At 67.7% G+C, this 21,447-nt stretch carries 19 protein-coding genes; 8 read left to right on the top strand and 11 right to left on the bottom strand.

Annotation, left to right across the window (positions count from 1 at the left end):
* Position 1: 1 nt before the first annotated feature.
* From IG04_RS0130035 to IG04_RS0130010, 6 genes are all read right to left on the bottom strand, one after another.
* The gene (locus tag IG04_RS0130035) at positions 2-769 is read right to left on the bottom strand and encodes an amino acid ABC transporter ATP-binding protein (protein ID WP_030480106.1); all 768 of its coding nucleotides are present in this window, start codon (positions 767-769) and stop codon (positions 2-4) included.
* Entirely contained in the window at positions 766-1,563 is a 798-nt protein-coding gene (locus tag IG04_RS0130030; RefSeq protein ID WP_030480105.1) for an amino acid ABC transporter permease, read from the bottom strand. The genes IG04_RS0130035 and IG04_RS0130030 overlap by 4 nt, the downstream gene beginning before the upstream one ends.
* A 73-nt stretch (positions 1,564-1,636) precedes the next feature.
* The gene (locus tag IG04_RS0130025; protein WP_030480104.1) at positions 1,637-2,455 is read right to left on the bottom strand and encodes a basic amino acid ABC transporter substrate-binding protein; all 819 of its coding nucleotides are present in this window, start codon (positions 2,453-2,455) and stop codon (positions 1,637-1,639) included.
* A gap of 241 nt (positions 2,456-2,696) precedes the next feature.
* Positions 2,697-5,351: an MGH1-like glycoside hydrolase domain-containing protein gene (locus IG04_RS0130020; protein WP_030480103.1), complete on the bottom strand. Its 2,655-nt coding sequence runs from the start codon at positions 5,349-5,351 to the stop codon at positions 2,697-2,699.
* Positions 5,352-5,414: 63 nt separating this feature from the next.
* Positions 5,415-7,073, bottom strand: a complete 1,659-nt coding sequence (locus IG04_RS0130015) for an ATP-binding protein (protein WP_211257841.1) — start codon at positions 7,071-7,073, stop codon at positions 5,415-5,417.
* A gap of 144 nt (positions 7,074-7,217) precedes the next feature.
* Complete coding sequence (locus IG04_RS0130010; protein ID WP_420843974.1) at positions 7,218-8,621, bottom strand: M20/M25/M40 family metallo-hydrolase; 1,404 nt, start codon at positions 8,619-8,621, stop codon at positions 7,218-7,220.
* 369 nt (positions 8,622-8,990) lie between these two features.
* Here IG04_RS0130010 and pdhA point away from each other — a divergent pair, with 369 nt between their 5' ends.
* From pdhA to IG04_RS0129980, 6 genes are all read left to right on the top strand, one after another.
* Positions 8,991-10,187: a pyruvate dehydrogenase (acetyl-transferring) E1 component subunit alpha gene (gene pdhA / locus IG04_RS0130005; RefSeq protein ID WP_030480100.1), complete on the top strand. Its 1,197-nt coding sequence runs from the start codon at positions 8,991-8,993 to the stop codon at positions 10,185-10,187.
* Entirely contained in the window at positions 10,187-11,212 is a 1,026-nt protein-coding gene (locus IG04_RS0130000) for an alpha-ketoacid dehydrogenase subunit beta (RefSeq protein WP_030480099.1), read from the top strand. Before pdhA ends, IG04_RS0130000 begins: the two co-directional genes overlap by 1 nt.
* 14 nt (positions 11,213-11,226) lie before the next feature.
* Complete coding sequence (locus IG04_RS0129995; protein WP_030480098.1) at positions 11,227-12,606, top strand: dihydrolipoamide acetyltransferase family protein; 1,380 nt, start codon at positions 11,227-11,229, stop codon at positions 12,604-12,606.
* 107 nt (positions 12,607-12,713) lie between these two features.
* Positions 12,714-12,890: a hypothetical protein gene (locus tag IG04_RS47315; RefSeq protein WP_169746018.1), complete on the top strand. Its 177-nt coding sequence runs from the start codon at positions 12,714-12,716 to the stop codon at positions 12,888-12,890.
* Positions 12,891-12,924: 34 nt separating this feature from the next.
* Positions 12,925-13,845, top strand: a complete 921-nt coding sequence (locus IG04_RS0129985; RefSeq protein ID WP_144065418.1) for a helix-turn-helix domain-containing protein — start codon at positions 12,925-12,927, stop codon at positions 13,843-13,845.
* A 69-nt stretch (positions 13,846-13,914) separates the two neighbouring features.
* Complete coding sequence (locus IG04_RS0129980) at positions 13,915-14,241, top strand: hypothetical protein (RefSeq protein ID WP_030480096.1); 327 nt, start codon at positions 13,915-13,917, stop codon at positions 14,239-14,241.
* Positions 14,242-14,346: 105 nt separating this feature from the next.
* Here IG04_RS0129980 and IG04_RS0129975 read toward each other — a convergent pair whose 3' ends face one another.
* The 3 genes from IG04_RS0129975 to IG04_RS0129965 form a co-directional block, all read right to left on the bottom strand.
* Positions 14,347-15,504 (bottom strand): acyltransferase family protein, encoded by a 1,158-nt coding sequence (locus IG04_RS0129975; RefSeq protein WP_051770951.1) that lies wholly within the window; start codon positions 15,502-15,504, stop codon positions 14,347-14,349.
* A gap of 104 nt (positions 15,505-15,608) precedes the next feature.
* Positions 15,609-16,823, bottom strand: a complete 1,215-nt coding sequence (locus IG04_RS0129970; protein WP_030480094.1) for an acyl-CoA dehydrogenase family protein — start codon at positions 16,821-16,823, stop codon at positions 15,609-15,611.
* 10 nt (positions 16,824-16,833) lie between these two features.
* Positions 16,834-17,463: an SCP2 sterol-binding domain-containing protein gene (locus IG04_RS0129965; RefSeq protein ID WP_030480093.1), complete on the bottom strand. Its 630-nt coding sequence runs from the start codon at positions 17,461-17,463 to the stop codon at positions 16,834-16,836.
* 98 nt (positions 17,464-17,561) lie between these two features.
* Between IG04_RS0129965 and IG04_RS0129960 the strand changes: the two genes are divergently transcribed.
* Positions 17,562-18,200, top strand: coding sequence for a TetR/AcrR family transcriptional regulator (locus IG04_RS0129960; RefSeq protein ID WP_144065417.1), 639 nt, complete (start codon positions 17,562-17,564; stop codon positions 18,198-18,200).
* Here IG04_RS0129960 and IG04_RS0129955 read toward each other — a convergent pair.
* Both IG04_RS0129955 and IG04_RS0129950 read right to left on the bottom strand, forming a co-directional pair.
* Positions 18,189-18,950 carry a MaoC family dehydratase gene (locus tag IG04_RS0129955; RefSeq protein ID WP_030480091.1) on the bottom strand — a complete coding sequence of 254 codons (762 nt, stop codon included), beginning with the start codon at positions 18,948-18,950 and terminating at the stop codon, positions 18,189-18,191. The genes IG04_RS0129960 and IG04_RS0129955 overlap by 12 nt on opposite strands.
* Entirely contained in the window at positions 18,950-20,185 is a 1,236-nt protein-coding gene (locus IG04_RS0129950; protein WP_030480090.1) for a 3-oxoacyl-ACP reductase, read from the bottom strand. The genes IG04_RS0129955 and IG04_RS0129950 overlap by 1 nt, the downstream gene beginning before the upstream one ends.
* Before the next feature lie 53 nt (positions 20,186-20,238).
* On the opposite strand from IG04_RS0129950, the gene IG04_RS0129945 reads away from it, so the two are divergent.
* Positions 20,239-21,444: an acetyl-CoA C-acetyltransferase gene (locus tag IG04_RS0129945; RefSeq protein ID WP_030480089.1), complete on the top strand. Its 1,206-nt coding sequence runs from the start codon at positions 20,239-20,241 to the stop codon at positions 21,442-21,444.
* Positions 21,445-21,447: the final 3 nt, after the last annotated feature.

Raw genomic sequence — 21,447 nt, 5'->3', positions numbered from 1 at the left:
GCTAGACCGGGTCGCTCGGACCGTGGTGCGTCGGGTCGAGCACGCGCGCCAGGAACTCCTGGGTGCGCGGCTCCTGCGGGTTGCCGATCACCTCGGCCGCCGGACCCTCCTCGACGATGTAGCCGCCGTCCATGAAGATCACCTTGTCGGCGACCTCGCGGGCGAACTGCATCTCGTGCGTCACGACCAGCATCGTCATGCCCTCGTCGGCGAGCTGGCGCATCACGCCCAGCACGTCACCGACGAGCTCGGGGTCGAGCGCCGAGGTGGGCTCGTCGAACAGCATCACGTCGGGGTCCATCGACAGCGCGCGGGCGATCGCCACGCGTTGCTGCTGGCCACCGGAGAGCTGCGCGGGCATCGAGTTGGCCTTCTCCAGCAGGCCGACCCGGTCCAGGTTGCGCAGGGCGATCTCCTGCGCTTCCTTCTCGCCGCGCTTGAGCACCTTGCGCTGCGCGACGGTGAGGTTCGCGAGGACGTTCAGGTGTGAGAACAGGTTGAACGACTGGAAGACCATGCCGATCTTCGTGCGAGCCAGGTCGATGTCGACGTCGTGATCGGTCAGCTCGACACCGTTGACGACGATCTTGCCGTCGTTCGGCTCCTCCAGCAGGTTCACGCAGCGCAGCAACGTCGACTTGCCGGAACCCGACGGACCGATGACGCAGACCACGTCACCGCGGTTGACCGTGACGTCGATGCCCTTGAGGACGTCCAACGAGCCGAACGACTTCTTCAGCCCGGTGATCTCAACGGAAATCTCGCTCACAGGACGGACACCTTCTTTCCGCCGGAGCGGCGCTCCAGGTGCCTCGACAGGTACCCGAGAGGCAACGTGATGATCAGGTAGCACAGACCGACGACGAGGATCGGGGTGAGCGACGGGCTGCGGCTCAGCGTCTCCCGCCCGAACTTCGTCAGCTCGTACTGGTCACGGGCGAGCCCGATGATGTAGATCAGCGAGGAGTCCTTGGTCAGCAGGATCAGCTCGTTGGTCAGCGGCGGCAGGATGATCCGGAACGCCTGCGGGATCACGATGGTGATCATCGCGCGGCCCTGCGACATGCCCAGCGAGCGCGCCGCCTCGACCTGCCCCTTCGGCACTGCCTGGAGGCCGGCGCGGATGGTCTCGGCGATGTAGGCGGCACCGACGATGCCGAGCGCCAGCATGACCGTGGAGTAGATGTCGAACTGGAGCTGGAACGCGAGCGGCACGCCGTACGCGAGACCGATGAACACCAGCAGTGCCGGAATGCCGCGGAAGAACTCGATGTAGATCGTCGCGATCCAGCGGTACGGCGCGATCGACGAGAGCTTCATCAGCGCGAGGACCAGACCCAGCGCGAGGCCGAACCCGAATCCGAGTGCGGTGTAGATGAGTGTGTTCTTCAACGCGATGGTGATGACGTTGGGGAACATGTCCCCCATCGTCTTGAAGTTGAAGAACGCCGTGCGGATCTGCTCCCAGTCGGCGAAGAACGCGATCACCAGGGCGGCGACGACGAGCAGCGTGTACTGCGCGTACCGGAAGTATTCGGCCCGCCTGCGCTTGGACAGCGCCATGGTACGACTCCTAGCGGATGTGGTTCGGACGCGAACGGGGCGGCGTCGTCCGCCGCCCCGCCAGCTCAGATCGCTACTTCTTCTCCGGCTTCTTGCCGAACCACTTCTCGTAGATCTCGTCGTACTTGCCGCTGTCCTTGGCCTTCTTCAGGACCTCGTTGATCTTGGCCAGCAGCGCGGTGTTGCCCTTCTTCACGCCGATGCCGTACTGCTCGTTCGTGTCGAACTCGGCGGAGACGGCGGTGTCCGGGAACTCCTTGACGTAGTCGAGGAGCACGCCGTTGTCGTTGATCGCGGCGTCGACGGCGCCGGTGCGCACGGCGGTCTCCATCAGCGGGAGGTCCTCGAACTGGATGACCTCGTAGCCGTTGGCGGCCTTGTTGTCGTTGGCGTAGATCTCACCGGTGGTGTCCTGCTGGACACCGATCTTCTTGCCCTTGAGATCCGCCAGCGACTTGATCGGCGAGTCCTTCTTGACCAGCAGCGCCTGCGAGGCCTCGAAGTACGGGTCGGAGAAGTCCATCCCCTGCTTGCGTTCTTCCTTGATCGTCATACCCGCCGCGGCGAGGTCACACTGGTTCGCGTTGAAGCTCGCGCCAGACGTGATCGTCTCGAACTGGGTGTCGAAGATCTCCTGCTTGACCTTCAGTTCCTCGGCGATCAGATCGACCAGATCGACGTCGAAGCCGACGGTCTTGTCACCATCGGTGTACTGGAACGGCTTGTAGGACAGGTGGGTACAGGTGACGAGCTTGCCTTCCTTGACAAGCTTGATCCCACCGTCGGTGGTGCCACCGCCGCTGTTGGTGCTCGTCGCGCATCCGGCGAGCGCGGTCAGCGCAAGGGCCGCTGCGGGCAGTAGGGCGAGCACGTGCCTGGATCGACGAGCCACTGCGTCACTCCTCGTAACTGTCGCGGACGAGTGAACGGGATCCTGCCACTCGGTTGACGCGGTGGACAGCACGTGGGTGTTACAGGCCACTGCCTTGCAATGATTTTGCGTCAAATCGGTCTTTCAGGCACAGAATCTTGCGCGATTTGGGCCAGATCACACAACGTCTTCACGTATTGCGCACGAATGATAACCATCTGCGAGCGTGTCCTTGATCAGGATTTGATCACGACGGCGCTGGTCAGCGTGTTCTCTCGGCCAGCAGGCCCGCCACCAGAGCCGTCCAGCCGGTCTGGTGGGTGGCGCCGAGGCCCTCACCCGTGTCCCCGTCGAAGTACTCGCTGAAGGTGACGTGCCTGCGCCAAAGAGGTGACTCGGAGGCCTCGATCCGCTTGCCGTCCGACGGCCGGCGCCCGTCGTGGTCGGGCAGGAAGAGCCCGACGAGCCGGTCGCTCAGCTCGTCCGCGACCTGGCCGGCGGTGACCCGGCGTCCGGAGTGCGTCGGCATCTCGACCTGGAACATGCCGTCGTGGAACGCGCAGACCGTGCGCAGCGCCTCCACCAGCAGCGCGTTCGTGGGCAACCAGACCGGGCCGCGCCAGTTCGAGTTGCCGCCGAACATCGGCGTGTGCGACTCGCCCGGCTCGTAGCCCATGCGGTGGTCCTGGCCCGCGACGCTGACCTCCAGGCCCTCGCGGTGTGCGGCACTCAGCGAGCGGATCCCGTGCGGCGACAGGAACTCCTGCTCGTCGAGCATCCGGTGCAGCACGCGCTTGAGCTTGCCCTCGTCGAGCAACGACACGAACGCGCCGCGCTCGTAGTGGAACGTGATGAACTGCCGCAGCTCGGGCCGCCGCTTGAGCAGGTGCTCCAGCCGGCTCGTGAACCCCTGCAGCTCTTCGAGCACCCACGGTTCGAGAACAGCGCCGGCCAGCAACGGGATGAGGCCGACCATCGACCGCACGCGCACCGGCTCGGACTCGACTTCGCCGTCGGGACGGCGCCGCGAGACGCGGTCGTAGCAGAAGCCGTCCTCGTCGTGCCAGATTCCGCCGCCGTGCGACCCGAAGTGCGTGAACGCCTCCGCGATCGACAGGAAGTGCTCGACGAACTTCGTCGCGACGTCCTCATAGGACTCGTCGTCGCGCGCCAGCTCCAGCGCGATCTGCATGAGGTGCAGGCTGTACGCGGCCATCCACGACGTCGCGTCGGACTGCTCCAGCCGCCACTCGCCCAGCATCGGCTCGGACCGGTTGACCGGCCCGATGTTGTCCATGCCGAGGAACCCGCCCTCGAACAGGTAGCTGCCGTCGGCGTCCTTGCGGTTGACCCACCAGGAGAAGTTGAGCAGCAGCTTGTGGAAGATCTTGGCGAGGAACCCGCGGTCCCTGCTGCCGTCCGCGCGGTAGACCTGCAACGCCGCCCACGCGTGCACCGGCGGGTTGACGTCGCCGAACTCCCACTCGTAGGCGGGAATCTGGCCGTTCGGGTGCATCATCCACTCACGGCAGAACAGCAGCAGCTGCTCCTTCGCGAACGCCGGGTCGACCAGCGTGAACGGGATGGTGTGGAACGCGAGGTCCCACGCCGCGAACCACGGGTACTCCCACTCGTCCGGCATCGAGATCACGTCGGCGACGTCGAGGTGCCGCCAGTGCACGTTGCGCGCCTCGGGCGTACGTCTGGAACTGGGCGCCTCGGGCTTCGTCGGATCGCCGTCGAGCCAGTCGCGCGTGCGGAACCTGTAGTGCTGCTTCGTCCACATGAGACCCGCGAGCGCGCGCCGCAGCACGTGCTTCTCCTCGGGCTCGGTCTGTGGCGCGATGGCGTCGTGGAACTCGTCGGCCTCGATCCTGCGCCGCGCCACGGTCTCTTCGAAGCTCGGCCCGAACGGGTCCAGGTGCCCGTCGCCGCCGACGAGCCGCAGCCGGACCGTCACCGTCTCGCCCGGCTCCACGGGGTCGAACGAGTACCAGGCCGCGAACTTGGTGCCCGCCACCCCGGCGTCGTCCGGCCCCACGACCTGACAACTGCTCGTGCTGCCACGCACCACGTAGTCGCAGATGCCGTCCTTGGTCCACGGCGACGGGTTGCGCTCGGCCCCGAAGAGCGACACCTCGTTGGTCTCGTTGTCCGTCATGAGCATCGACGGCGAGTCGTCCAGATGCAGCGTGTACCGGCCGAGGTTGCCGTGGTCAGCCGTGACCTTGCGTCCGGCCGTGGTGCTCGCAACGAGCTGACACGGCCGTTGGTCCCTGCCCCACGCCCACGTGTTGCGGAACCACAGCTGCGGCAGGAGGTGCAACGGCGCGTCCTCGGGCCCGTGGTTCGTCGCACTGATCTCGATGCAGATGTCGTCCGTCTCGGCCTTCGCGTAGGTGACCTGGACGTCGAAGAACCGGTTCTCGTCGAGCACCCCGGTATCTGAGAGCTCTGGCTCGCGGTTCTCCCGGCCGGCGTTGCGCGCCATCTCACGCAGCTGGTCGTACGGGAACTCGCGCTGCGGATACCGGTAGACCATCTGCATCCAGGAGTGGGTGGGCGTCCCGTCGGTCACCCACCAGTGCTCCTTGACGTCCTCACCGTGGTTGCCCTCGTCGTTGGTGAGGCCGAAGTACCGCTCCTTGAGGATCGGGTCCTTGCCGTTCCACAGGGCGACGGCGAAGTTCATGAACCCGTGCACGTCGCAGATGCCCGCGATGCCGTCCTCGCCCCACCGGTAGGCGCGCGAACGGGCGTGGTCGAACGGGAACGACGCCCACGCGTCACCCTCGGGCGAGTAGTCCTCGCGGACCGTGCCCCACTGGCGACCCGAGAGGTACGGCCCCCACAGCCGCCACGGCGAAGTCGGTGTGTCCGACTCCGCGAGACGCGCCCGTTCCGCATGTTCGCCCATCGCCCCAGTGTGGGATACGGGGTCGGACGGCTGGTGGTGCCCAGGCCTCGGCTGAGTCGTACCTCACTCGACACCGGTCCACAGGTACCTGCGTTTGGGACTTCTCGGAGTGCCCTCGACGCTCACGAGCCCTCTGCGGACCAGGTTTTCGAGGCGGGCGAGCACGGTGGGACGTGAGTACCCGGTCGCCGCGATCAGATCACTCGCCCGTGCCGCTTTGAGTTCCCGCAGAGCGGCTGCCACGAGGTCCGCCGATGTGAGCTCCTCGACCTCCGGGAAGAGCGATGGTTGCTCGGGTGCCTGAACGGGGGCGTTGAGGGAGTAGGTGGCATAGCGGCGCCCTCCGGTTCTGACAGCCAGCCCCCAGATGACGAGGTCCCGCAGCGCAGCCGTGGCGGTCGCCGGACTCGCGCCGAACTCTCGCAGGGTCGCGTTGCCGATGGACTGGCCGTGGAACATCGTGGCGAGGGCCAGTTCGTGCAACTGTCCGAGTCCGGGCTTCCGGAGGGTGTCGAGCCAGCGGCGGGTGGCTGGGTCGAGCAGCTCTGACCTGTTGAACTCCACCTCGAAACGGCTGGCGAAGTTGCTGAAGACCGGTCGAGTCATCCCGGACAGCCGGAGTTCCTTGATCATGGCAGGCACGCCGGAAGCCTTGTTCTCCGCAACCAGCCGATCGGTGCCGGGCACGAAGGTGTCGGACAGCATTGCCGCAAGGAACGAGTTGCGGGACGAAGTTACGCCTTCTGTGCCCAGGTCTTCGACGACCACGGGCCCGAACAAGCCTCCCGGGCTGCGTACGAGCAAGCGATCGGGGTGCAGCTCGACCTGGACCTGTGTTCCTCGGGTCACCGGGCTGTAGTCGCGGTGCAGTACCGCGTTCACGACTGCCTCGCGCACCGCTTCGAGCGGGTAGTCGAGTCGTTCGTGGCGGCCGGCCGCGCTGACGTAGCTCCTCACTCGCATGTGTCGGCGCAGCACCGCGATCGTCTCGGCGACTAGCTCCGGAATCGAACCACGGATCACCGGGTTGTCCACGAACCTGGGTCCCGTCTGTTCTCCGCTGTAGACGACGACCGACACCGTGAGCTGTGGGAAGTGCTGCTGGGGATAGACACCGAACGTGAGCAGACCGCCCACGGAAGGCACCAGGTTGCTTTGCCCATCCCGTACCAGTACATGCAACCGCTCCAGTGCCGTGCTTTCGTCGACGTCCCGAAAAGCTCTGGATGTCTGGCGCACTCGTTCGAGCGTTCGAGCCAGCGCTGCCCGGTCGAGGTCTGTGACAGCGGCCTGAGGAACGGGCTCGAGGTCATAGCGCGGCTGGCCGCGATTGGCGATGGCGAGCCCGATCTCCGCCTGAGTCATCCGCCGGTCTCCATCGCCGACGCGGACGTACGATCCGTTGGCGATGCCGCGGCTTTCGACATAGCAAGGGCGTTGGTCAGAGGTCAGCGGATCGATCTCGGCGACTACGAGAGCCTGACCCTCGATCTCGATGACATCGGTGGAGATGCGGAGCGGGGGGACGAGGCAGCTGCTCGCGGCCGATGCCAGGTCGTCCCGCAACTTGGCCGGGTTGTTCAGCGTGACCGGAGCGAAACCGCTCTGCTCATCCAGTCCGAGCAGCAACAAGCCGCCGTTGGTGTTGGCGAAGGCGGACAGCGTTTCCGTGATGCTCTTGGGCAGGCCGCCCTCTGCCGACTTCACTTCGACATCGCTCACCTCGCCTCCGACTTTCCGAAGGCGGTCGATCAGGGAAGCGAAATTGGACGTATCCACGCGGTCCTACTCTCAAGCTGAACTGTCAAGCAGCTTCAGAGTACTTGAGAGACCAGCTTGAGAGTAGTTGAGGGTAGCGGTGAGTCGTCAGGACTGCTTGGAGTGCGAGTCGAGGACCAGCGCCACGGCCTCGGTGACCCGAGCCGCGTGCGCCAGGTGCAGCCACTCGTCGGGCACGTGGCAGTTGGAGTCCGGCCCGATCACTCCGGTCACCACGAACTGGGCGTCCGGGTAGGCCTCGTGCAGCAGCCCCATGAACGGGATCGACCCACCCAGCGACACGGTCCGCCAAGGCGCGCCGAAGACCTCCTTGCTCGCTTCGTCCAGGACGGAGGACAGCCAAGGTGCCAGCTCGGGCGCGTTCCAGCCGTCGGCCGACTCGACGCGGGAGAGCTCCACGGTCGCGTTGTAGGGCACGTCGGTGGTCAGCTTCTCGCGTACCGCCTCCAGCGCCACGGCGGCGTTGGCCGTCGGCGGCAGGCGGAACGACAGCACCAGCGTCGTGAACGGGCGCAGCACGTTGCCCGCGTCGTCCGGCAGGGGCAGGCCCTCGGCTCCGGTCACGGACAGGGTCGGCCGCCACCCGGAGTTGAGCGCCAGCTCCACCTCGTCGTCGGACATCGGCTGCAGGTCACCGACGCGCGGCACCGCACCCCACAGGGCGCCCGGCGCGGCCTCGACGGCATCGCGGACCTCGGCCAGCCGGCCCGCCGGGATCTCGACGTGCATCTCCGGCACCAGGACCTCGCCGGTCTCCGAGTTCTCCAGCCGGTCCAGCAGCACCCGCGCGATCCGGAACGACGACGGCACGATGCCGGACGCCATGCCGGAGTGCAGGCCGCCGTCCAGCACCCGCACGGTGGCCGTGACCTGCACCAGGCCACGCAGCGACGTCGTCAGCCACATGCGGTCGTAGTCGGAGCCGCCCGAGTCCAGGCAGACGACCAAGGAGACCTGGCCCAGCCGTGAAGACAGGTGCTCCAGGTACGCGGGCAGGTCGGGCGAACCCGACTCCTCGCCGGTCTCCAGCAGCACGACGCAACGGGCGTGCGAACCGCCGGCGGCGCGCACGGCCTCGATGGCGGCGATCGCGGCATATCCGGAGTAACCGTCGTCGGCCGCGCCACGGCCGTAGAGACGTCCGTCACGCAGAACCGGGGTCCACGGACCGAGGCCTTCGCTCCAACCGCCCACCGGCGGCTGCTTGTCGAGGTGTCCGTAGAGCAACACCGTGTCGTCGGACGAGTTACCGGATGCGGGCACGTCGACCATCAGAAGTGGCGTACGTCCCGCCAGTTGGACGACTTCCAGCACTGCTCCGGGAAGCGCGCGTGACTCGATCCAGAAACGCACGTGCTCGATCGCGGCGGCCAGTTCGCCGTGCTCTTCCCAGGCGGGATCGAACGCGGGCGAGATCGCCGGCACGGCGACGAGCTGAGACAGGCTCGGGAGGATGTCGTCGTCCCAGAGCGTCCTGACAGTGCTGGTCACAAGTGAGCGGTCCACCTCTCGATCCTGTCACGACTCCGCCTCCGCTCGCGTCCGTAGCCTCTAGTCAGAGACCCGCAGCTAAGTTAACGATCGGTAACCGGGACATCGTCGTCCGGTAATCGGACGGCCTAGTCGGAGGGCAAAAGGTCGAACCTCCGACTGTTGTCCCTGATCAGAACGTTGACTTGTGTGTTACGAAGTGGGACGGGTCTCACCAACTCGGGTGAGGCCGTGTCAGGATGTGGTCGTAAGCCACCGTCACCGTCGACGGCTGCCTCCGGCCCCACAGGGTCAGCGGCGACCGCCGGCGTCGCCGCACGAGATCGTCACGAGCGATCAGGCGGTCGGAGAAGACAGAGGAGAAGGCGCATGTCGTCCCCTGAGCAATGGACGCACCCTGAGCCGGACGCAGCGCCGGCCGCCACTGCCGCAAAACCGACAGCGGAACAGGTGATCGCAGGCTTGCGTGCGACTGATGAGGGCGGCGCCGACCTGGTGCAGCTCCTCACCCCTGAGGGCGAGCGGGTCACGCACCCCGACTTCGACATCGACATCTCGGCGGAGGAGCTGCGCGGCCTGTACCGCGACATGGTCCTGATCCGCCGCGTCGACCGCGAGGCGAACGCGCTGCAGCGCAAGGGCCAGCTCGGCATCTGGGTGCCGCTGCTCGGTCAGGAGGCAGCGCAGATCGGTTCCGGCCGCGCGATGCGTCCGACCGACATGGCGTTCCCGAGCTACCGCGAGCACGGCATCGCGTGGACGCGCGGGATCAACCCGACGGAGCTGCTCGGCATCTTCCGCGGCACCGACCAGGGCACGTGGGACCCGGTCGAGAAGCGCTTCCACCCGTACACGATCGTCATCGGCAACCAGGTCCTCAACGCGGCCGGGTACGCGATGGGCCAGAAGTTCGACGGCAAGGTCGGAGACGACGACGGCGAAGCCACGATGTGCTTCTTCGGCGACGGCGCCACCAGCCAGGGTGACGTGCACGAGGGCTTCGTGTGGGCCGCGGTCTACGACGCGCCGCTGGTCTTCTTCTGCCAGAACAACCAGTGGGCCATCTCCGAGCCCACCGAGCGCCAGTCGCGTCTGCCGCTGTACCAGCGTGCCCGCGGCTACGGCTTCCCCGGCATCCGCGTCGACGGCAACGACGTCCTCGCGACGCTCGCCGTCACGAAGTGGGCGCTGGACGAGTGCCGCCACGGCAACGGCCCGATCCTGATCGAGGCGTTCACCTACCGGATGGACGCGCACACCACCTCCGACGACCCGACGCGCTACCGGCTGTCGGACGAGCTGGAGATGTGGAAGCTCAAGGACCCGATCGAGCGCGTGAAGGTCTACCTGGTCAAGCAGCAGTGGGCAGACAGCGAGTTCTTCGACAGCGTCGAGGCTGACGCCGACAAGCTGGGCGAGGAGTTGCGGGAGTTCTGTACGAACATGCCCGATCCGCCCGCTGAACGGATCTTCAGCAACGTGTACGCGGAGGGGAACCCCAACCTCGAAGCGCAGCGCGACGAATTCCTCGGCTACGTCTCGGGTTTTGCTGGAGGTGAGCACTGATGGCTGCTCCGACCATGGACCGTTCCACGGCTGCTGCTCCGGCGTCGCCGGTGCAGACGCTCACGATCTCCAAGGCGCTCAACATGGGCTTGCGGGCGGCCATGGAGGCCAACCCCAAGGTCATCATGATGGGCGAGGACATCGGCAAGCTCGGCGGTGTCTTCCGAATTACCGACGGCCTGCAGAAGGACTTCGGTGAGCAGCGCGTGCTCGACACGCCGCTCGCGGAGTCCGGCATCATCGGCACCGCCGTGGGCCTCGCGATCCGCGGCTACCGCCCGGTGTGCGAGATCCAGTTCGACGGCTTCATCTTCCCGGGCTTCGACCAGATCGTGTCGCAGGTCGCGAAGCTGCACTACCGCACCCAGGGCAAGATCAAGCTGCCCATCGTGATCCGCGTGCCGTTCGGTGGCGGCATCGGTGCGGTCGAGCACCACTCGGAGTCCCCGGAGTCGTACTTCGCGCACACCGCCGGCCTCAAGGTCGTCTCGTGCTCGAACCCGGCCGACGCGTACTGGATGATCCAGCAGGCGATCGACAGCGACGACCCGGTGCTGTTCTTCGAGCCCAAGCGCCGTTACTACGAGAAGGGCGAGGTCGACACCACGGCCCAGCCCGGCAAGCTGTTCGAGTCGCGCGTTCTGCGGCCCGGCACGGACGCGACGCTGGTGGCCTACGGCCCGATGGTCCGCACCTCTCTCGACGCCGCGAACGCGGCCGCAGAGGACGGCACCTCGCTGGAGGTCATCGACCTGCGCACGCTGTCGCCGCTGGACCTCGCACCGGTCTACGACTCGGTGCGCCGCACCGGCCGGCTGGTCGTCGTGTCCGAGGCGCCGTCCGAGTCCTCGATCGCCAGCGAGATTGCGGCCAAGGTCCAGCAGGAGTGCTTCTACTCCTTGCAAGCACCGGTGCTGCGGGTGACCGGTTTCGACACCCCGTACCCGCCGTCGAAGCTCGAGGAGGAGTTCCTCCCCGACCTCGACCGGGTGCTGCACGCCGTCGACCGCTCTCTCGCCTGGTAAGGGGACAACCGGAAATGCCGCAGTACAAGCAATTCCCCCTGCCGGACACGGCTGAGGGGCTGACCGAGGCCGAGATCCTCACCTGGCACGTGAAGCCCGGTGACACCGTCAAGGTCAACCAGATCATCGTCGAGATCGAGACGGCCAAGGCCGCCGTCGAGCTGCCGTGCCCGTGGGCAGGCGTCGTGACCGAGCTCCTCGCGGAGCCCGGCCAGACCGTCGAGGTCGGCGTGCCGATCATCACGATCGACACCGACCCCGGTGGCGCGGCCGCACCCGCCCCGGCTCCCGTCGCGGCGGAGGCGAACGGCACCTCGTCCGGCAAGATCGGCGAGGAGATGCCGGGCGGGCGCATCGCGACGCTCGTCGGCTACGGCCCGAAGTCCGGTACGGCCAAGCGTCGCGCCCGCAAGGACACGCCCGCCGCCGCACCGGCCGCAGCCGTCGCGACCCCGCCCGCTCCCGCTCCGGTGGTGGCACCCCCGGCTCCGGTCGTGGTCGCCGCTCCGGTGCAGACGCCGGGCGGGTACGTGCCGCTGGCCAAGCCGCCGGTGCGCAAGCTGGCCAAGGACCTCGGCGTCGACCTGCACGCGCTCACGGGCTCCGGCCCGAACGGCGTGATCACGCGGGAGGACGTCGAAACCGCTGTCTCCGCACCGGCTGCCGCTCCCGTGCAGTCCGTTGTGGACAACGGCTCGCGCGAACGCCGGGTGCCCATCAAGGGCGTCCGCAAGGCGACCGCGCAGGCGATGGTGGACAGCGCGTTCACCGCACCGCACGTCACCGAGTTCCTGACGGTCGATGTCACGCCGATGATGGAACTGCGCGCACGCCTGAAGAACGCGCCGGAGTTCCGCGGCGTGAAGCTGACGCCCCTCGCGTTCTGCGCGAAGGCGATCATCCTCGCGGCCCGTCGCACGCCGGACGTCAACGCGACGTGGGACGCGGCGGCGAACGAGATCGTCTACAAGGACTACGTCCACCTGGGCATCGCGGCAGCAACGCCGCGCGGCCTGGTCGTGCCGAAGGTCCGCGACGCCGACCGGATGTCGTTGAAGGAACTGGCGATCGCGCTCGACGAGCTCGCCACGGTCGCCCGTGAGGGCAAGACGTCGCCGGCCGACATGATGAACGGCACCATCACGATCACCAACGTCGGCGTCTTCGGCGTCGACACCGGTACGCCGATCCTCAACCCCGGTGAGTCCGCGATCCTCGCGCTGGGCGCGATCCGCGACATGCCGTGGGTGGTCGACGGCGAGATCAAGATCCGCAAGATCTGTCAGCTCGCGCTCTCCTTCGACCACCGCGTGGTCGACGGTCAGCAGGGTTCGCAGTTCCTGGCGGACGTCGGCGCGCTGCTGGCAGAGCCGGGCATCGCGATGACCTACTGAGGTAGCTCGCTGCTCTCCCAAGGGGGATCCCTCGTTCGCGTGAAGTGGACGAGGGATCCCCCTTGTCGTTGATCTCCCCTCGTCAGACGGTGTGCAACGCTGAGAACATGATCGAGACGAACAGTGAGTACTTCATCGGCTGGGGCACGCTGACTCTGATCAACGCCGGTCTCGCCCAGGCCAAGGGCCGCAGCGGGCTCGCCTGGTTCCTGCTGTCGCTGATTCTCGGGCCGGTCGCCACGTTCCTGATCGTCGTCATGGACCCGCCCAAGGCGAAGGTTTGACTCTCCACCTAATGGAGACTGCAGAGTTGTCCCCGTGACGCGCTACCAGATCGGCGAGCTCGCCAGGATGACCGGACTCACCGTCCGCACCATCAGGTTCTACTCCGACTCGGGCCTCATCCCGCCCACGGACAGGACCACCGGCGGCTACCGCACCTACGACACCGACGCGCTGGCGAGGCTGAAGCTCGTCCGCACGCTCAGGGATCTGGGCGTCGACCTGCCGACAGCCGGCCGCGTGCTGGCCCGTGAGGTGTCGGTGACCGACGTGGCGCGTGCACACGCAGACGCGATCGACGCGCAGATGAAGACGTTGCGGTTGCGCCGCGCCGTCCTGCGCGCCGTCGCCAAGGGAGGGGAGATGGAACTGATGAACGAGTTGGCACGCATGTCGGACGAGGAGCGCCAGCGGATCCTCGACGACTTCTTCGAGGAGGTGTTCGGGCCCTACGAGCTGGACCCGCAGTTCGAGCAGCACATGCGATCCGTGCGGATCGAGCTGCCGGACGACCCGTCGACCGAGCAGTTGGAAGCGTGGGTCGAGCTCGCGAAGCTCGTGCAGGACCCGGACTTCCGCGCCGCGGTCAAGCGGATGTCCCAGCAGCACGAGGAAAAGCGTCGCGAAGGGGCGGACATGGGTCCGCCGGGGGACGGTCAGATGGAGGCGTTCAACTTCGCGATCGCCCAGGCACGCGAGGCTCTCGACGCGGGCATCGCGCCGGAGTCCGCCGAAGCCCGCGAGGTCGTGGACCGCGTGAACGCCAACTGGGCGGAGGCGCTGGGCCTGCCGAACGACGACAGCCTCGTCGAACGGCTGCGTGAGCTCTCCGACTTCGCGGACCCGCGTGCCGAGCGGTACTGGGTCCTGATCGCGAGGATCAACGGCTGGCCCGCCATGCCGGACCACTCGCGCGAGCGCGCCTGGCTGCGCGAAGCCGGCCAGCCGTTCGGCTAGACCTCTGAGATCCCGCGGGAACCAGCTGGGCGCCCAGCTCGTTCCTGTGGCAACGAAGGGGGAATCGTCATGTCTGCTCTGTTCGAAATCCTGGGGAGCGTGTTCGGCGAGGCCTTCGGGCCAGGCGGAGAAGACCACGCGCACGGCGACGCCGACGTCTTCGTGGACGGCGAGTGGCAGGAGGGCGAGCTGTTCTTCGGCCCCACCAGGATCATCTGGGATGAGCGGATCGTCTTCAGCGACGCGGAGGGCCGCGTCGAGCAGGTCGTCGACCAGGACCCGCCGCACCCGAACTTCGTGGTGCTGCACTTCCGCCGCCCGCACGACACGGTGCTGCTGGCCGTGCACCGCCGCGAGCTCAACCGCGTGGGCACGGTCCTGACCCTGCCGCTCTGATCCTCCGATGAAGCCCGACCTGGATTTTTACCGCGCCATAACCACAAACCGAGACGGTGTCGTGCGTGGCCCGCCGGCTCAGGGGAACGGCGGGCCGCTTCACACTCAGGCGTTGACCGGGATCGGCGGAACTTCCTTCTTCGGCGGGTTGACCGGGGTCGTCTTCGTCGAGCGGCGCGCGATGATGCGGCGGCCCAGTTCGATCGCCGGGTGCTCGACCCAGCGGAACACGATGTCGGCCAGCAGCAACGACACCAGCGTCACCACGAGAGCGGTGAGCGTGCCGTAGACCGCGAAGCGCGGCAGCAGCCCCGCCACCATGAAGCCCGCGATGCCCTGGAACAGGTACAGCGAGTAGGAGCGGTCGCCGACGAAACGTGCCGGCCCGGTCGACAGCACCCACGTCACCGGATTGCGGTTCATCAGCGACACGATCAGCATCGCCGTCAGCACCGCGTAGCCCAGCAGCAGCACCACGGCGTTGCTCGTGGAGTGCCAGAGGGTCTCCATGTTCACGTGCAGCACCGCGAACGCGATCATCGCCAGCGGCGCGATCAGCGGGTGTGTCAGCGGCTGGACGAACGCGTACAGGCGCTTGCTGTTCATGACGATCGCCAGCAGCGCCCCGACCAGCAGCACCACGTAGTGCACCGACGACGTGTAGAGCGCGCTCATCGAGTAGTTGGTGTACCAGCCACCGGTCAACGGGATGAGGGCGACGAGCACGGCCATGGCGCCCACCGCGATGTAGACGCGACGGCGGGCCGCGGCTACGCCGGCGACGACCATCAGCGCGGGCCACACCAGGTAGAACTTCTGCTCGATGCCGAGCGTCCAGGAGCCCGAGAAGTAGTCGTTCGGCGCGCCCGCCATGCCGGCCGGCAGGAACTCGTTCATGAACGGCAGGTAGTACTTCAGCGTCTCCGGGTACCGGATCGTGAAGAAGTCGCCGCGCAGGTAGAAGAACGCCATGATGAACGCGAAGATCACGAAGTACGGCGGCATGATCCGGAAAACGCGCCGGATGTAGAAGTTCTTGAGCGAGATCCGGCCCTTGAGGTCCTGTTCGCGCAGCAGCAGCGTGGTGATCAGGAAGCCGGACAGCACGAAGAACAGGTAGACGCCGACCCAGCCGGAGAGCCACTTCCACTCGGCGCCGCCGAAGTGGAAGACCACCACGATGACGGCCGCGAACGCCCGGAGTCCGTCGAGCGCGGGAAAGCGCCGCATTTCCATGAACTCGGCATGGGTCAACGTACGCACGACGTGCCTCCAAGATGTGGCCGCCCAGACCACCGGGGCGCCCGGCACGTTACCAAATGCCGATGGTCGCGGGCCGGGGCGCACGTCCCGGCCCGCGCACGGTCCTACTTGATCTGCATGCCCGAGATCGCCCGCGACACCACGAGCCGCTGGATCTCCGACGTCCCCTCGAAGATGGTGAAGATCTTCGAATCCCGGTGCATCCGCTCCACCGGGTGCTCCCGCGTGTACCCGGCCCCACCGAGGATGTGGATCGCCCGCTCGGTCGCCCACACCGACACCTCGGACGCCTTGAGCTTCGACATCGACCCCTCACCCGCGGTGAACGGCACGTTGTTGCGGCCCATCCAGGCCGCCCGCCACACGAGCAGCCGCGCGGCGTCGATCTCCATCCGCATGTTCGCGAGGTCGAACGCGATCGACTGGTTCTCGATGATCTTGCGCCCGAACGCCTCGCGGTCCTTCGCGTAGTCGAGCGAGTACTCGTAGGCGGCGCGGGCGACGCCGACGGCCATCGCGCCTACGGTCGGGCGCGTGGTCTCGAACGTCGCCATCGCGGCCTGGCCGCCGGACTTCTGGCCTTCGCGGGCACGGGCGAGGCGTGCTTCGACGCGTTCGCGGCCGCCGAGCACGCACCGGCCGGGCACGCGCACGTCGTCGAGGAAGACGTCAGCCGTGTGGGAAGCGCGCATGCCGTGCTTCTTGATCTTGCCGGGGGACGACAGGCCGGGTGTGCCGGGCGGGATGATGAACCCTGCCTGGCCGCGCGATCCCAGTGCCGGGTCCAGCACGGCGGTCACGACGTGGACGTTCGCGATGCCGCCGTTGGTGGCCCAGGCCTTCTGGCCGTTGATCACCCACTCGTCGGTGGCCTCGTCGTAGCGCGCCCTCGTCCGATAACCGGCCACGTCGGAACCTGCCTGGGGTTCGGAGGCGCAGAACGCGGCCAGCTTCGGGTCGCTCTCGTCGCCGAAGCACTCCGGCACCCACTCGGCCAGCTGTTCGGGCTCACCGGACGCGAAGATGCCCGCCACGGCGAGGCCGGTGCCCATCAGGGCCAACGCGATTCCGGCGTCGCCCCAGAAGAGTTCCTCGGTCGCGATCGGCAGTGACAGGCCGATGGGGTCGGCGAACCAGGTCGCGAGGGCCTCGAAGCCGTAGAGGCCGATCTTCGCCGCCTCCTGGATCACCGGCCACGGCGTCTCCTCGCGCTCGTCCCACTCGGAGGCCGCCGGCCTGATCACGTCACGAGCGAAGCCGTGCACCCAGTCGCGCAGGTCGGTCTGGTCTTCGTTCAGTTCGAGCGAGAAGCCACCCACAAGAAGTCTCCTAAGCCTTCGGGATGTTGAACAGGCTCATGAACCCGGCCGCGAACCCCAGGTCGCCCTTCACCTTCAGCTTGCCCGTCATGAACAGCACGGGCGCGGAGGCGTTGCCGGTCGCGAGCTTCAGGAAGTCGGCGGGCGTCAGCGTCACGATGGCACGGGCCTCGCGCGTCACGCCCTTGTTGATGGTGCACTCGGCGTTCTCGATGATGGCCTCGTAGACGTCTTCCAGCACGTGGAAGTGCACGACGGCCTTGGTCGCGCCGGCCCGGTCTGAACGGAAGTGGACCTCCATCCGGCGGAACACCTCGTCCAGCACGCGCACGCGCAGCGCGGGATCGGCGACGACGGCCTCGATCTGGTCCTTCGAGGCGCGCGAGATGATGCGGGCGAAGTTGGACGGGTCCATCTTCGACAGGTCGAGGTCGGCGCCGCCGTCCGCCAACGCGCCCAGGGCGTTCAGCAACGCCGCGAAGTCGTCCCTGCCGAGCTTCTTCGGGTCGATGCCGCGGGCGATGACGTCGATGTTCACCTCGGCCAGCGCCGGGTCGTCCGGCGAGATCTGCTGCAACGTGCTGATCAGCTCGGCCGGGCTGAGCTTCGCGATCGCCTCGGTGGTGAGGTCGAGCGTCATGGACAACACCTCCTGTACCTACTCGCGAGTAAGACTACTGGTGAGTAGATAGAGCGGCAAGCCGATCGGATAATCTTGCCGCTCCGAACCGAGGGGTAATGATGCGCACAGAAGGTCGAGCCAAGCGCTTGCCACGCGCCGTGCGTGAGCGGCAGATCATGGATGCCGCCGTCGACGTGTTCTCGCGGCTCGGCTTCCACTCGGCCTCCATGGACGAGATCTCCGAGGTCGCGGGCATTTCCAAGCCGATGCTCTACGCCTACCTGGGCTCGAAGGAGGAGCTGTTCGCGACGTGCATCCGGCGCGAGGCCACCCGCATGATGGAGGCCATCGCGACGGGCGTCGAGCCCGACCAGGAACCGGACGTGCAGCTGTGGAGCGGACTGCGGGCGTTCTTCGGGTTCGTCGGCGAGAACCGGGCGAGCTGGATGGTGCTGCACCGGCAGGCGTCCACGCAGGGCGGGCCGTTCGCGATCGAGCTCACCGACATGCGCGGCCGGGCGGTGTCACTGGTCGCGGCGCTGCTCACCCAGTCCACGAAGGCGCCCGCGACCAAGCTCGAGGCCGAGTCGCTGGCCGCCGCGCTGGTCGGGGCCGGCGAGTCGCTCGCGGACTGGTGGCTCGACCACCCCGAGGAACCCGCCGGCGTCGTCGCGGCCCGCCTCATGAACCTCGTCTGGATGGGCTTCGGCGACCTGGTCGACGGCAACGTCTGGCATCCACCGTCACGTCGCTGAGCCGACCAGGTGGGGCCCCTTGCCCCACACGGCGAACTCCCAGCCATCAGCACCCTCGGTGGCCGAGAACTCGACGCGACCGGGGATGAGCAGCGGCTTCTTGAACCGGACGGCCACCGTCACGGCCTCGGGGAGCCGCCCCTCCAGCGCGGCCACACAACGAGCCTTCGTCCACATCCCGTGGGCGATCGCGCGCTTGAAGCCGAACAGCCTGGCGCTCAACGGGTACAGGTGGATCGGGTTGCGGTCGCCGGACGCCGAGCCGTAGCGCCGTCCGATGTCCGCGGGCACCCGCCACACGGCCGACCCGACCGGCCGCTCCAGTTCCTCGCTGGTGCCGGACGCCCCGCCGGTGCGCCGCAGGTAGGTCGAAACCCCTTCCCAGACACCGGAAACCGACGTCACCACGTCGACCTGTGTGCCCTGCGGATGAGGCCGCAGATCGCGCGCGGACACCGTGATCTCCAACGGCTCGTCCAACGTCAGCGGACGCGACTGCGTGATCCGGTTCGCGACGTGCACGAGGCCTGGCAACGGAAAGGGGAACCCGGCGCCGGACATCAGCTTCATCTGCAACGGAAAGCCCAGCACGTGCGGATAAGTCAGCGGCAACGCGTCGCGCAACCCGAACCCGCACACCGCGTCGTACGCCGCCAGGTGCTTCAACGACACGTCGACCGTGGCCGAAACCGGTTGGGCGGCAAGCGTTTCCCCGCGCCGGAACGACGTCAGAGCGGCACGCAGCAACATCAGGCCCCCAGGAGCATCTGGCCGCACACCCGCACGACGTTCCCGTTCACGCCACCGGAACCCGGCGACGCGAACCACGCCACGGTCTCCGCAACGTCGGCCGGCAACCCGCCCTGCGACAGGCTGTTCATCCGCCGCCCGACCTCACGCGTCGCGAACGGCACCGCCGCGGTCATCTTCGTCTCGATGAAACCGGGCGCCACGGCGTTGATCGTCGCCCCGCGAGCGGCGAGCACGGGCGCCAGTGTCCGCACCATGCCGATCACACCGGCCTTCGAGGTGGCGTAGTTGGTCTGGCCGACGTTGCCCGCGATGCCGGCGATCGACGACACCCCGACGATCCGCCCGCCGGTGCGCAGCACATCGCCGTCCAGCAGCGCGTCGTTCACCCGCTCCTGGCAGGCGAGGTTGACCTCCAGCACCGAGTCCCACTGCGAGGAGTCCATGCGCGCCAGCGTCTTGTCGCGCGTGATGCCCGCGTTGTGCACGACGACGTCGACGCCGCCGTGCCGTTCCAGCAGGTACGAGATGAGTCGAGCGGGATCGCCGGTGATGTCGAGCTGCAACGCCGACCCGCCGGCGGAGTTCGCGACCTTCGACAGCTCGTCGCCGGCGGCGGGGACGTCGAGGCACACCACGTGCGCGCCGTCACGGGCGAGAGTGGCCACGATCGCCGCACCGATGCCCCGCGACGCACCCGTGACCAGCGCGACCTTGCCGTCCAGCGTGCCTGCCGGCGAGTTCCCGGACACGTGGACGACCTGCCCGGACACGTACGCGGACCGCCCGGACAGCAGGAACCGCAGCGTCGACTCGACCCCGTCATCCGCGCCATCGGCCACGTAGACGAGGTTGGCCGTGCCGCCACGCCGCAGCTCCTTGCCGACCGACCGCACGAACCCTTCGAGGGCCCGTTGCGCCACGGAGTCCGGCGACCGTCCGATGACGATCACCCGTCCGCACGGCCCGAGCTGCGTGATCGCCGGGTGGAAGAAGTCGTGCAGCTGCCGCAGGTCCGCGACGGTCGCGATCCCGGACGCGTCGAACACCAGCGCGCCGTACGGAGCGGGGCCTGTTTCCAGCTGCTTCAGAAAGGGCAGCCTGGAAGCACCACCGACCAGCACGGGTGTGGCCAGTGCGGCGTCGCGGCGAAGTGGATACGGGTTCGGCAGGCCGAGCCTGCGCACGAGCTGGCGCCCCAGCCCCGACGTTGCGAACTTCTGGTACCTGTCCACGTCACATAACCTACTCGCTAGTAAGTCTACCCGCTAGTAGGTAGTATGGCGGTATGCGAGTAGCGATCATCGGCGGCAACCGCATCCCGTTCGCCCGCTCGAACGGCCCGTACGCCACCGCGTCGAACCAGGACATGTTCACGACGGTGCTGGACGGCCTGGTCAGCCGCTTCGGCCTGCAGGGCGAGCGGCTCGGCGAGGTGGTCGCGGGAGCGGTGCTCAAGCACTCGCGCGACTTCAACCTCGTGCGCGAGTCGGTGCTGGGCAGCAGGCTCAGCCCGGAAACCCCCGCCTACGACCTCCAGCAGGCGTGCGGCACCGGTCTACAGGCGATCATCGCCGTGGCCAACAAGATCGCGCTCGGCCAGATCGAGGCGGGCATCGCGGGCGGCGTCGACACCACCAGCGACGCCCCGATCGGCGTGAACGAGAACTTCCGCAAGCTCCTGCTGGAGTTCAACCGCACCCGCAAGATCAGCCTGCTCACCCGGCTGCGTCCCAGCCACGTCGTGCCACACCTGCCGCGCAACGGCGAACCGCGCACCGGCCTGTCGATGGGCGAGCACGCGGCCGTCACCGCCGCGCGGTACGAGATCACGCGCGAGGACCAGGACGAACTGACCGCGCGCAGCCACCGGAACCTCGCCCGCGCCTACGACGAGGGCTTCTTCGACGACCTGGTCACCCCGTACCTCGGCCTGACCCGCGACCAGAACCTCCGCCCGGACAGCAGCGCCGAGAAGCTCGCGAAGCTCAAGCCCGTCTTCGGCGACACGATGACCGCCGGCAACTCGACCCCGCTCTCCGACGGCGCCTCCGCGGTCCTGCTCGCCACCGAGGAGTGGGCCCGCGCCCGCAAGCTCCCGGTCCTCGCCTACCTGACGTTCGCCGAGACCGCCGCCGTCGACTACGTGCACGGCGACGAGGGCCTGCTCATGGCACCCGTGCACGCCGCACCGCGCATGCTCGACAAAGCAGGCCTCACGCTGCAGGACTTCGACTTCTACGAGGTGCACGAGGCGTTCGCCTCACAGGTGCTCGCCACGCTCAAGGCCTGGGAGAAGGAACTCGGCGAGATCGACAGGTCCAGGCTGAACGTCAACGGCTCGTCGCTCGCGGCAGGCCACCCGTTCGCCGCCACCGGCGCCCGGATCGTGGCGACGCTGGCGAAGCTGTTGCACCAGCGGGGAAGCGGACGCGGGTTCGTGTCCATCTGCGCCGCCGGAGGTCAAGGGATCACGGCGATTCTGGAACGGTGACGC

It is taken from the genome of Lentzea albidocapillata (assembly GCF_000719115.1).
GTDB classification, from domain to species: domain Bacteria; phylum Actinomycetota; class Actinomycetes; order Mycobacteriales; family Pseudonocardiaceae; genus Lentzea; species Lentzea albidocapillata.
The sequence above is the reverse complement of the archived record's forward strand: the minus strand, read 5'-3'. Positions and strand labels throughout refer to the sequence as shown.

Bases quoted from the DNA above. Each gene is read 5' to 3' on its own strand.
- pdhA (WP_030480100.1), top strand. From the start codon at position 8,991: ATGTCGTCCCCTGAGCAATGGACGCACCCTGAGCCGGACGCAGCGCCG.
- IG04_RS0130020 (WP_030480103.1), bottom strand. From the start codon at position 5,351: ATGGGCGAACATGCGGAACGGGCGCGTCTCGCGGAGTCGGACACACCG.
- IG04_RS0129995 (WP_030480098.1), top strand. From the start codon at position 11,227: ATGCCGCAGTACAAGCAATTCCCCCTGCCGGACACGGCTGAGGGGCTG.
- IG04_RS0130030 (WP_030480105.1), bottom strand. From the start codon at position 1,563: ATGGCGCTGTCCAAGCGCAGGCGGGCCGAATACTTCCGGTACGCGCAG.
- IG04_RS47315 (WP_169746018.1), top strand. From the start codon at position 12,714: ATGATCGAGACGAACAGTGAGTACTTCATCGGCTGGGGCACGCTGACT.
- IG04_RS0129965 (WP_030480093.1), bottom strand. From the start codon at position 17,463: ATGACGCTCGACCTCACCACCGAGGCGATCGCGAAGCTCAGCCCGGCC.
- IG04_RS0130000 (WP_030480099.1), top strand. From the start codon at position 10,187: ATGGCTGCTCCGACCATGGACCGTTCCACGGCTGCTGCTCCGGCGTCG.
- IG04_RS0129960 (WP_144065417.1), top strand. From the start codon at position 17,562: ATGATGCGCACAGAAGGTCGAGCCAAGCGCTTGCCACGCGCCGTGCGT.
- IG04_RS0129980 (WP_030480096.1), top strand. From the start codon at position 13,915: ATGTCTGCTCTGTTCGAAATCCTGGGGAGCGTGTTCGGCGAGGCCTTC.
- IG04_RS0129955 (WP_030480091.1), bottom strand. From the start codon at position 18,950: ATGTTGCTGCGTGCCGCTCTGACGTCGTTCCGGCGCGGGGAAACGCTT.
- IG04_RS0129945 (WP_030480089.1), top strand. From the start codon at position 20,239: ATGCGAGTAGCGATCATCGGCGGCAACCGCATCCCGTTCGCCCGCTCG.